At 64.6% G+C, this 10,610-nt stretch carries 9 protein-coding genes and 1 pseudogene; 3 read left to right on the forward strand and 7 right to left on the reverse strand.

The window, feature by feature from the left end; genetic code table 11:
- Positions 1–13: 13 nt before the first annotated feature.
- Positions 14–748 carry a DNA/RNA non-specific endonuclease gene (locus tag P3W85_RS21270; protein ID WP_276266242.1) on the reverse strand — a complete coding sequence of 245 codons (735 nt, stop codon included), beginning with the start codon at positions 746–748 and terminating at the stop codon, positions 14–16.
- A gap of 294 nt (positions 749–1,042) precedes the next feature.
- Between P3W85_RS21270 and P3W85_RS21275 the strand changes: the two genes are divergently transcribed.
- Both P3W85_RS21275 and P3W85_RS21280 read left to right on the forward strand, forming a co-directional pair.
- Positions 1,043–1,963 (forward strand): LysR family transcriptional regulator, encoded by a 921-nt coding sequence (locus P3W85_RS21275; RefSeq protein WP_276266243.1) that lies wholly within the window; start codon positions 1,043–1,045, stop codon positions 1,961–1,963.
- A 148-nt stretch (positions 1,964–2,111) separates the two neighbouring features.
- A pseudogene (locus P3W85_RS21280) lies at positions 2,112–2,237 on the forward strand (oxidoreductase); the annotation flags it as partial.
- Positions 2,238–2,265: 28 nt separating this feature from the next.
- Here P3W85_RS21280 and P3W85_RS21285 read toward each other — a convergent pair.
- The 6 genes from P3W85_RS21285 to P3W85_RS21310 all read right to left on the reverse strand — a co-directional run bounded on the left by P3W85_RS21285 (position 2,266) and on the right by P3W85_RS21310 (position 9,283).
- On the reverse strand, positions 2,266–2,517 hold the full coding sequence (locus P3W85_RS21285; protein ID WP_017224731.1) for a hypothetical protein: 252 nt from the start codon (positions 2,515–2,517) through the stop codon (positions 2,266–2,268).
- A gap of 292 nt (positions 2,518–2,809) precedes the next feature.
- Entirely contained in the window at positions 2,810–3,892 is a 1,083-nt protein-coding gene (locus P3W85_RS21290; protein ID WP_276266244.1) for a porin, read from the reverse strand.
- Between the two features lie 81 nt (positions 3,893–3,973).
- Positions 3,974–4,942, reverse strand: coding sequence for a PDR/VanB family oxidoreductase (locus P3W85_RS21295; RefSeq protein ID WP_017224733.1), 969 nt, complete (start codon positions 4,940–4,942; stop codon positions 3,974–3,976).
- Between the two features lie 58 nt (positions 4,943–5,000).
- Positions 5,001–6,452, reverse strand: a complete 1,452-nt coding sequence (locus P3W85_RS21300; RefSeq protein ID WP_276266245.1) for an NAD-dependent succinate-semialdehyde dehydrogenase — start codon at positions 6,450–6,452, stop codon at positions 5,001–5,003.
- Positions 6,453–6,469: 17 nt separating this feature from the next.
- Complete coding sequence (locus P3W85_RS21305; protein ID WP_017224735.1) at positions 6,470–7,591, reverse strand: aromatic ring-hydroxylating oxygenase subunit alpha; 1,122 nt, start codon at positions 7,589–7,591, stop codon at positions 6,470–6,472.
- A gap of 72 nt (positions 7,592–7,663) precedes the next feature.
- The gene (locus P3W85_RS21310; protein ID WP_276266246.1) at positions 7,664–9,283 is read right to left on the reverse strand and encodes a BCCT family transporter; all 1,620 of its coding nucleotides are present in this window, start codon (positions 9,281–9,283) and stop codon (positions 7,664–7,666) included.
- Positions 9,284–9,629: 346 nt separating this feature from the next.
- On the opposite strand from P3W85_RS21310, the gene P3W85_RS21315 reads away from it, so the two are divergent.
- A partial coding sequence (locus P3W85_RS21315; protein WP_276266247.1) for a PAS domain-containing protein occupies positions 9,630–10,610 on the forward strand: 981 nt, incomplete at its 3' end.

Raw genomic sequence — 10,610 nt, forward strand, 5'->3', positions numbered from 1 at the left:
CTTTGGTGGAAGACTAGCTCGCGGGGTGAACGCCGGGCAGGAACTCGATGCCGGTCCGCTTTACCAGTTCGCCGTAGGAGATCGGCTTGCCCGGCCGCGCGCTGTCCGTGTTCTCGATCCAGTGTGCCCAGGCCCGGTTCGTCGACGGGTCATAGACGAGCTTGTAGAGGTAGGTAGGGACCCAGACTCTCCCATTGCCGATGGTACGGATATTCCCGTCGAAAACCGGCCCTGTGATCACGTAGACATCGCCGGCCGCGCGCATGGCGTACTTGCGCGTCGCTTTTTCGATGGAGGCCCAAGTCTTGCGGTTGTTCTGGCTGGACTGCGGCACCACGTTGGCCAGCGTGAAGGATTGCGCCATGGCTTGCGCCGTCGGCTGATCGGCCGCGGGCGACATATGGCCCCGGTCCAGGCCTTCATTGCCCTTGTAGTCGTCCAGTTCCGCCCGCTCCGCCCGCGGCAGGCGCGCGTCGGAGAAGAAGCGGTTGGTTCGTTCTTCGTCCTGCGCATCGATCAGTTGCGCGCGCGACAGGCGCTCGGCTACATACAGCGGTGTCCTGCTGCGGCCGGAATGCATGACCGCGAAGGCGTCGTAGCAGAGTTCGCGCAGCTTGAGCTCGGCCGAGGCTGGCGTCTTGGGTGCGGTGCTTTGCGCGAAAAATTGAGGACATTGGGAAAAGCCGCCGGAGGCGCTGGCCAGACCGGAGGTCAGGCACAGAGCCATCGAGAGGAAAAGCTTCTTCATTCGGGAACGCAATCCTTAAAAATCAGGGTGACCACCGGAGAGGTCGAGTCGGTGGTCAAGGCAGTTAAGCCCGCGCAAGGCGGCCGCATGGACGCGAGGCAGGCCGTGCGGCGCCCGGGGAGCAGATCGGCCCGGGCCGCGGGCGGCCGGGCATTTTGCCAGACTGGGGCGCAATGTGGCGACAGAGACGGCCAGGGGCGGCAATGAGAGGGTTCTCATTCCGCGCCGCCGCTCCTTCTATAATCCCGCTCTGCATCACCACCACGCGCGTGCATTTCCACGGCGCATATCACCATGCTCAACCGGCTCGAAATGCTGAGGATTTTCTGCGCCGCGGCGGAGTCGGCTTCGTTCAAGGCAGCCGCGACACGGCTGGGTACCTCGCCGCAGACCGTGACGCGCGCGGTCAAGGATCTCGAGGAAGCCGTGGGCGAGCCGCTGTTCCACCGCAATACCCGCCAGATCCGCATCACCGCCGCCGGCGAGCGCCTGGCCGAGCGTGCGCGCTCGGCGCTGCTCGATGTCGACAGCCTGTTCGCGCATCCCGCCAGCCGCTCGGACTCCGAACTCAAGGGCATCGTGCGGATCACCGCGCCCAGTACGCTCGGCCGGCAGCACTTGCTGGTGGCGCTGCGGCAGCTGGCGCTGGCGCATCCCGGCATCACGCTGGATATCCGGCTCTCGGACCAGCTTGCCGACGTGGTCGACGACGAAATCGACATCGGCCTGCGGCTTGGCATGTTCCGCGACCAGCGGCTGGTGGCGCGCATGCCCACGCGGGTGGGCTTTCATGTGGTGGGCACGCCGGAACTGGTAGCGCGCGTGGGCGAGCCGGCCGACCTGGCCGACCTGGCCGACCTGGCCTCGCTGCCCGCCACCGGGCTGATCGACCGCAGCACCGGCCGTGCCTGGCCCTGGTATTTTGCCGAGGGCGAGCAGTTCAGCCCGCGCTGCGCAGCGTTTCTCACGGACGATCCAGAGACCGAGATGGAGGCGATCCTCGCCGGCCTGGCCTATGGCCAGTTGCCGGACTACCTCGCGCTGCCCCACCTGCGCTCGGGCCGCCTGGTCAGCGTGCTGGAGCGCTATGCGCCGGCGCCATGGGGCCTGTATATCTATCGCTCGCGGCGCAGCCCGGTGCCGATGCGCATCCGGCTGGTGTTCGACGCGCTGGTGGCTTACTTCACCGACAAGGGCACCGCGCCGGTGCCCTGAACGCCACCACGCCCGGGACTTCCGCTTGCGCATCCCGTCCGCGCCATGCCAGCCGGCACGGCCCTTGTCGGTGGGAACGATTCCGAGAAATGGAATACAAAAATCGAGACGTTTCCATTTTGATTGATGCTGGTGGCAAACATAATCAGTCGGCGATTTCTACCAGCAAGCCATCCCGGCCGATTCCGCGGCCCGCGCGATTGCCTATGCGATCGAGCAGCCGTCCGAGGTGGATATCAATGAGATCGTGCTGCGTCCTGCGGTGCAGGAATTCCGAGCGCGGCGCCCCGGCGATGCGCCTGTCAGGCGGCGCGCGGCGCCTTGCGGCTACGCACGCCCGAGGGACGGACCTGCTGCAGGGCGCGCAGGCTCTGGATGGCATCCTCGATGGCTTCGATCCCCTGCGTGAGGCGGTCGCGGGCCTGGCCCAGTGCGGTCTGGGTCTCGGCGTCGAAGATGGCCAGGTGGTCGAGCGAGTCGACCTCGGCCTGCAATTGACCGACCAGCCGTCTGAGCTGCGCGGTGCTGTGTGAAGCGGTGGAGCGAATTGCCATTGCGGTCTCCGGGAAGGCAGGGCGCACATCCGTAAGGTAGAACGTATGCGCCGGAAAGGACAAACACTTTCTCGGCGCATACGTGCGCTTTACGGGTTTGGCAACCTATCGCAAAAAGAGTGCAATAAGACTGCAAGATTGCTGTTACACATGGCCGCGATGGCATGAACCTTGCCTTCCATGCCCTCTTCCTCGCGCGCGTGCCGGAACAGGCTGTGCCATTGCCGCGAGGCGTGGCCCTGGTTTCGCCCGGGAGCCTGGCAGGCAGATCCCGATCGCCGGTGCGAGGCCCTTAGAAAGTTTGCCGCATGCCAAGCATGACCCCGAGCCGCGTCGTGCCGCTGGAGGACATCACCGGACTGCCGCCCCAGTATTCGGTCTCGCGCCCCATGGCGCCGCTACGCGCCCGCACGGCATCGATTTCCAGGAACAGGCTGGTCCGCTTGGAGAGCGCATAGTCCGCGACCGCGGCAACGGCATCCGCCGACCCTCCGCCGAGGACCTGGGGCAGGGGCTGGAACTGCGTGGCGACGGCGCCGCTTTGCTGGTAGCGATAGTAGGCGGCCGACAGGTGCAAGGCCGGCGTCAGCTGATGCCCCAGTCCGGCGAAATAGATACCGAAGCGCGCGGCTCCCGCATCTTCGCGACGGCCCATATGCCCGAGATAGAGGGTGGACTTGCCGAAGGCGTACGAGCCGCCCGCGGACCAGTTGCGGATGGTGTTGGCGCCGTCCGCCGTGCGCCGCTGATCGTATGACACGCCAAGGCCGAGCGGCCCTTTCTGGTACATGAGGCCGGCCCCGAGGGTCCGGCCCTTGCTAGTGCTGCCGGCCTGCTCGCCGAAGCCGTAGTCCAGTTGCACGGTGACCGGGCCCAGGGTGCCCTTGTAGACCGCGCTGTTGTTGATGCGGTAGTCCTGGAAGAAGATATCGCCGCCGAGGTACAGCGGGTCCGACCAGAAGTTGCCCCAGCTCTGGTCCAGCGGATTGAAGCTCCAGCCGACATTGTTCAAGGCGTTGTACTGCCTGCCGAAGGTCAGGCTGCCCCATGCGGTGGCGAGGCCCACGTAGGCCTGCCGGCCGAACAGTGCGTTGTACGCGGTTTTCCCGTTGTCAGTGCCAAAGCCGTTTTCGAGCAGGAACACCGCCTTGTTGCCGCCTCCCAGGTTCTCTTCGCCCCTCAGGCCCCAGCGGCTGCCGCCGATGCCGCTGGACACCAGTTCCGTCTGGTTGCGATGCTGGCCATCGATATTGTTCGTGTAGCGCACAGCGGTGCTGATCACGCCGTACAGGTTCACGCTGGATTGCGCATGGATACTGCCGGCGGCGGGCAAAAGGGCCCCCGCAAGCAGCCAGCGCCTGGCTGTCTTGTGCATCAGTGTCTCCTCCGGTCTGTCGGGTCGCCAGTCAGCCGGGTGTCGTCCCCGGCTTGCCTGGCGTTGCTTGCTGGTCGGTGTTCAGAGGTCGAGCACGATCCGCTGCCCCCTGGCTCTGGACACGCAGATCATCATGGTCTTCTGGGCGGCCTTTTCATCGTCGCTCAGGTACTGGTCGAAGTGCTGCGCCTCGCCGTCGAGAATGCGGGTTTCGCAGGTACCGCACACGCCCTCCCGGCACAGGCAATCGACGCTGGCGGCATGCTCGCGTTCGATCGCCTTGAGGATGGTTTCGCCGCTGGCCACTTCCACCGTCTTGCCGGACTTTGCCAATACCACCGAGAAGGCGCCGCCGTTCTGCACGGTGGCGGCGAACTGCTCCCAGTGCACGCGGTCCTTGGGAACGCCAAGCGTTGCGGCGGTGTTCCGTACCGCGTCGATCAGCGGTTGCGGGCCGCACACGTAGACATGCGCGCCGTCCTGCAGGCCGCCCAGCAAGCCGCCGAGATCGAGCTTCTGGCCGAGACTGTCGGCATAGAAGCGGATCCGGCCGCTGTCCGGCGCGCCGGCAAGCTCGTCGCGAAAGGCGCCGTGCTCCGGGCTGCGAAAGGCGTAGTGCAGCTCGTAGCGCGCGCCGCGCCGGCGCAGGTCGTGCAGTTGCGACATGAACGGCGTAATGCCGATGCCGCCGGCGATCAGCACGTGATGCTGCGCTTGCTCGCGCAAGGCAAACATATTGTTCGGCGTGGTGATCGTCAGCGTATCGCCGGCGCGTACCTTGTCATGCATGAAGGCCGAGCCACCCTTGGAGCGTTCCTCGCGCCGCACGCCGATCTGGTAGCAGCTGCGGTCCTCGGGCGAGTTCATCAGCGAATACGCATTGCTGTAGCGCTGGCCGCCGTCTTCCATCTGCACGATTACATGCCCGCCGCCGGTAAAGCCCGGCATGGGGCCGCCTTCCGGAAGCGCCATCGTGAAGCGCTTGATCTGTGGCGTGACGTCTTCGATGCGGGTGACGGTGACGCGCATTGACTGGTAGGAGTTGCCCATGCTGCTTCTTTCTCTCTCTAAGCTTGGTGTTCCTGCATTGCGGGGCGGATTGCCGGGCTTATAGCGCCATGCAGAGGTATTTCTTTTCGAGGTAGTCGTCGATGCCATAGCGGGAGCCTTCGCGGCCCAGGCCAGACTGCTTCACGCCACCGAACGGCGATACCTCGTTGGAGATCATTCCGGTGTTGATGCCGACCATGCCGTACTCGAGCTGTTCGGCCACGCGCCATACGCGCCCGATATCGCGGCTGTAGAAATAGGCGGCCAGGCCATAGATGGTGTCATTCGCCATGCGCACCACGTCCTGCTCGGATGAAAAGCGCACGATCGGCGAGACCGGTCCGAAGATTTCCTCATCCAGCACGCGCATGCCCGGCTGCACCCCGGTCAGTACCGTGGGCTCGAAGAACTGCGCGCCGGCCGCATGCGGCCGTCCGCCGAGGCGCAGCTGCGCTCCTTTGGCGACGGCATCGCCCACCAGCTCGCTGACCTTGGCCACGGCCTGGTGCGTGATCAGCGGACCAATCTCGCTGCCCGCGGCGAAGCCATTGCCCACGCGCAGCCCGGCCACCCTGCGGGTAAAGAGATCGACGAAGCGGTCGTACACCGTATCGTGCACATACAGCCGGTTCACGCACACGCAGGTCTGTCCGGCATTGCGGTACTTCGCTTGCAACGCACCTTCGACAGCCGCTTCGACGTCGGCGTCGTCGAATACGATAAAAGGCGCGTTGCCGCCCAGTTCCAGCGATACCTTCTTGATGGTGCCAGCGCATTGCGCCATCAGCAGCCGGCCCACCGGCGTCGAGCCGGTGAAGGACAGCTTGCGCACCAGGGGATGGCTGGTGAACTGCCTGCCGATGGCCACCGCGTCGCCGGTGACGATGTTGAGCACGCCAGCGGGAATGCCGGCGCGCAAGGCTAGTTCGGCCAGCGCCAGCGCGGTGAACGGCGTTTCGTTGGCAGGCTTGACCACCATGGTGCAGCCGGCGGCGAGAGCCGGCGCGGCTTTGCGGGTAATCATCGCCGCCGGGAAATTCCACGGCGTGATGGCGGTGCAGACGCCGATCGGCTCCTGCACTACCACCAGCCGCTTGTCGGCGGCGGGCGAGGGGATCACGTCGCCGTAAAGGCGCTTGGCTTCTTCGGCATACCACTCGATGAACGAGGCGGCATAGCGCACTTCCCCCAGCGCTTCTGGCAAGGGCTTGCCCTGTTCGCGCGTCATCAAGGCCGCGAGATCGTTCTCATGCTGCAGGATCAGCGCGAACCATTTGCGCAGCAGGCCGGCGCGCTCCCTGGCGGTGCGCTGCTTCCAGGCGGACAGCGCGGCGTTGGCCGCCTCGATGGCGGCGACGGTCTCCGCCTCGCCCATCTGCGGCACGGTGCCGATCTGGTCGCCCCGTGCCGGATCGAACACCGCCACGGTTTCCCCGGAGGCGGCGCCGCACCAGCGGCCGTCGATGCAGGCCTGTTGCCTGAACAGCGTGTTGTCGTCGAGTGTCGTCATGCTGGCTCCTCTGGCCCTTAGGCGGGCTGGTATTGCTTGGCCATCTTCTGGTGGAAATGCACGATGCCGTGCTCGCTGATGCCGCTGCGCTGCTGGTCGACCATGATGCGGCCCTGGCCGCGATAGCCGCGCGACTTCAGCCCGCGCTGCACGCTTTCGACCAGGCGCAGGTCTTCGGGGCGGAACACGTCGCGATACCATTCGACGAGCTTCTGCTGCTCCTCGGTCAATTCCTTGTTGAGGAAATAGATCTCGTAGTGCTGCAGGGTGACTTCGGCGCTGGCGGGGAACTCATAGATCACCGTCATGAAGTTGGCGCCGGGCGGTACGTTGAACATCGTGCAGGGCCATGCCCAGAATCCGGCGAAGCTGGGGTCCTTGACCGATTCGTCGAGCTTGAACGATTTCTCGGACGACTTGGCATGGCCGAACTGCAGCGACCAGTTCTCGTGCAGCGTGTGCCAGTACCTGTCTACCTGCACCGAGTCCGCGAAACTGGGGTGAGCCGGGCCGCAGTGGTAGCACTCCATATAGTTGTCGACGATGCTCTTCCAGTTGGCTGGCGTCTCGGTCACGAAGCGCGCGCCCAGGTGCAGGTCGTCGATCACGGGACAGGCCTCGCGCATGCGCGCCTGCAAGCCGGGCAGCTGCGCTTCCACCGTCCCCGCGTCCGGGTTGAGGTTGATAAAGACAAAGCCGGCGTACTCCTCGGCCTTGACCGGCACCAGGCTGGACTTGTCCTTGTCGAAGTTGGCGACGTTTTCGCAATTGCGCGCGTGGGCCAGCTCGCCGTTGAGCTTGAAGGTCCAGGCATGGTACGGGCAGGTGATCACATTCCTGGCTCGGCCGCTGCCCGACAGCAGTTCATGGCCGCGGTGCGGGCACACGTTGTAGAAAGCGCGCAGCACGTTGTCGCGGTCGCGCAGCACGACGATGTTTTCGCCAATGACCTGGCGCGTGATGTAGTCGTTCGGCTGGGCGAGCTCGCTGCGGTGGGCGACGCAGATCCAGCTGTTGGCGAATACCTTTTCTTTCTCGAATTCGAAGACCGCTTCGTTGGTGTAGTACGACTTTGGCAGGGTCCAGGCGTTTTCGGGGTCGGCGCAGAAGTTGGGGGCGAGCGGAGCAATATTGTTCATGATCAAGTGGTTAACTGTTAATTGATGTTTAACAAATCAGGAAAAATGAAGGCCCGTTGCCGGGCCGGCGTCTTAAAGCGTGGCGGTGGCGTCGCGCGGCAGGGCTTCAGGGGGCCGGCCGTCGGCCGCGTGGGCGCCGCCGCTGCGGGCAGGGACAGCGCCAGCCTCGATGTCGTGCGCGGGCACGTTGCCGTAATCCTGCAGCAGCCAGCGGAACAGGCCGAACAGCTTGATGGCCAGGATCACCAGGAACGGGATCGCGGTCAGCACCACGGCGGTCTTCATGGTCTCCAGCGATGCCTTCGTGAACAGCATGGCCAGCGGCACGAGCGTCAGCAGTACGCACCAGAACACGCGGCTGCCCGGCGCGGGGTCTTCGCCTTCCCGCATATGGCGCGTGGTGGTTGCGGCCACCGCATAGGCCACGGCATCCACGTGCGCCGCCAGGAAGATGATCATGATGAACAGATAGGCCGCCAGGAACAGCTTGCCGGCAGGCAGGGCCGTCAACAGCATTTCCACCGCGGTTTCGCCGCCATGCTCCTTCAGGATGCGAGGCACATCGATCGCCCCGCTCATGAACTGGTGCATGCTGTAGCTCTCCAGCGCGCCAAAGAAGAACCAGCAACCGACGCTGCCGCCGAGCAGCAGGGCGTAGATCACCTCCTTGATCTTGCGGCCTTTCGAAACGCGGGCGACGAACATCGCCACGCCCGGCGAATACGATACCCACCACAGCCAGTAGAACACCGTCCAGCCGCGGTTGAAGGCACCGTCGCCCGTGGGATCGGTGAACAGGCTCATGTGGATATAGTTCTGCAGCATCAGGCCAAGACTGTTGACGACGTTGTTCGCCGTGAACAGCGTCGGGCCCACCGCGAGCACCGCCGCGGCGAGCAACAGCGCGCCCCAGCACACCATATGGCTAAGACGCTGCATGCCGCCGTCGATGCCGACATAGGAACTGAGCGAAAAGATCACCGAGACGCCGATGATCACGATCAATTGCGTGACGAAGGTATCGGGCACACCGGTCAGGCCCGACAGGCCGCGCGTAAAGGTGGAGGCCGTCAGCGCGATCGACACTGTCAGCGCGCCGAACATCGTCAGCAGGAAGATCAGGTCCACCGCCCGGCCCACCGGTCCACCGGCCTTGAAGCCGGTCACGGCCTCGACCATCGATGCCAGGTTCAGGCCCTTGTTCTTGCGCACATGGAAGTGATAGGCCATGGCGAGCGAAGGCAAGGCATAGACCGCCCACGCGCTCAGGCCCCAGTGGAAAAACGAATAGCTGACGCTGTATTCGAGCGCCTGGCGCGTGCCGGTCGTGATGTTCAGGCCCGGTGACTGGTAGTAGTAGACCCATTCCATCACGCCCCAGTACATGGTCGACGACCCCATGCCTGCGCAGATGAACATGAAGACCCACGAGAGCGTGGAGTATTCCGGCTTGCCCTCGCCCAGCCGCACGTTGCCGTACTTGCTGAAGGCCAGCGCCATGCAGGCCAGCACGCAGCCGAAAACGAAGACCTGGACAAAGGAGCCGAACGAGCGCGTGGCCCAGTTGAACAATTGCGACGCGGTGGCCGCCGCCTGGCTGGGCCACATGGTCATGGCGACCACGGTGCCGACGACGGCAGCCACGGTGCAGCCCGTCAGGAACAAGTCCCTGCTGCTTTTGGTAGTACTCAATTTCGTCTCCTCCATTGCGTCTGCGCGCATGGACCAGTTGACAGTTGCGGGGGGTGAAGTTTCTTTGAACGTCTTTGTTTTGTAAACTTATGGTTTACGATAACCATTGGTTTACGAGACGTAGTCTAAGGAAGAATCTGGGCTTGCACAAGCGGGATTTCGCGCTGTGATGCGGTGCCGGGAAGCTGCCGCTGGCAGGCGTGGCGGGCGGCGCACTTGGCCCGGCCGCAGCGGCCGTGAGCCGCGCCGCGGGAAGGCGTCGTTGCCGCTCGGTGTATCCTTTCGGACTCCTAGAATTTGCGACAGGCCGGGCCTTGGCTCACCCAGGGTCCGTGAGGCCGACACCATGACAGAAAACAGCTTTGCTTTCCGCCTGAAGGAATTGCTCGAGCACAAGAAGCTCACGCTCCAGGCCGTTGCCACCGCGCTGGGCCTGTCGCGCCCGGCCGTCCACAAATGGACGCGTGGCGGCGAGATCGACTACGACAACCTGCGCAAGCTGGCCGCGTTTCTCAACGTCAACTGGATCTGGCTGCGCTACGGCGAAGAGGCCCAGCGCGAGGCCGAGTCATCCAGCGCCGTATCGCTGCCGATGACCGATGTGCGGCGCAAGTACACCGCCGAGATCATGGACAGCGAGGCGAGAATGAAGCTCGCGCAGGAAGCCGCGCGCATCGTGACGTGGGAGTGGAACCTCATCACCGATGGCGTCACTTACTCGCCGAATGTGGAAAGCGTGTATGGCTGGCCCATCGCCAGCAATGCCGATTTCTGGAAGCGCGCGCACCCGGATGATATTCCGAGGATGGAACGGATCTACGAGGACTCGCTGCGTACCGGCGAGCCGCACGAATTCGATTTCCGCATCCTCCCGCCGGATGGCAGCATCCGCTGGATCTCCTCGCGCGCGACGCCTATCCGCGATGTGGAAGGCCGCCTGGTGAAGATGGTCGGCATCAGCATGGACAATACCGCGCGCAAGAATGTGGAGCAGTCGCTGCGCGATCAGCAGGCCCGCTTTCGCGCGGTCTTCGAACTCGCGTCCGAAGGCATGGCGCTGATCGGGATCGGCTGGCAATGGGAATCGGTCAACGCGGCGTTGACCGGGATGCTCGGCTATTCGGAAGCGGCGTTGGCTGCCGTCACGCTGCCCGATCTGCTGGCGGGCAGCAGCGAGGCGCTGCAGGGTCTGCTTACGGGAACCGACGACCGCTGCGCGTTCGAAACCCGCCTGTTGCGCAAGGACGGGCGGCAGTTGCCGGTCAGTATCCGCGCGGCGCTATGCCGCGACGAAGAGACCGGGCAGCCGACGCACGTGATCGTGGCC

Origin of the sequence: Cupriavidus basilensis (assembly GCF_029335485.1) — a bacterium.
In the GTDB taxonomy this organism is placed as follows: domain Bacteria; phylum Pseudomonadota; class Gammaproteobacteria; order Burkholderiales; family Burkholderiaceae; genus Cupriavidus; species Cupriavidus basilensis_E.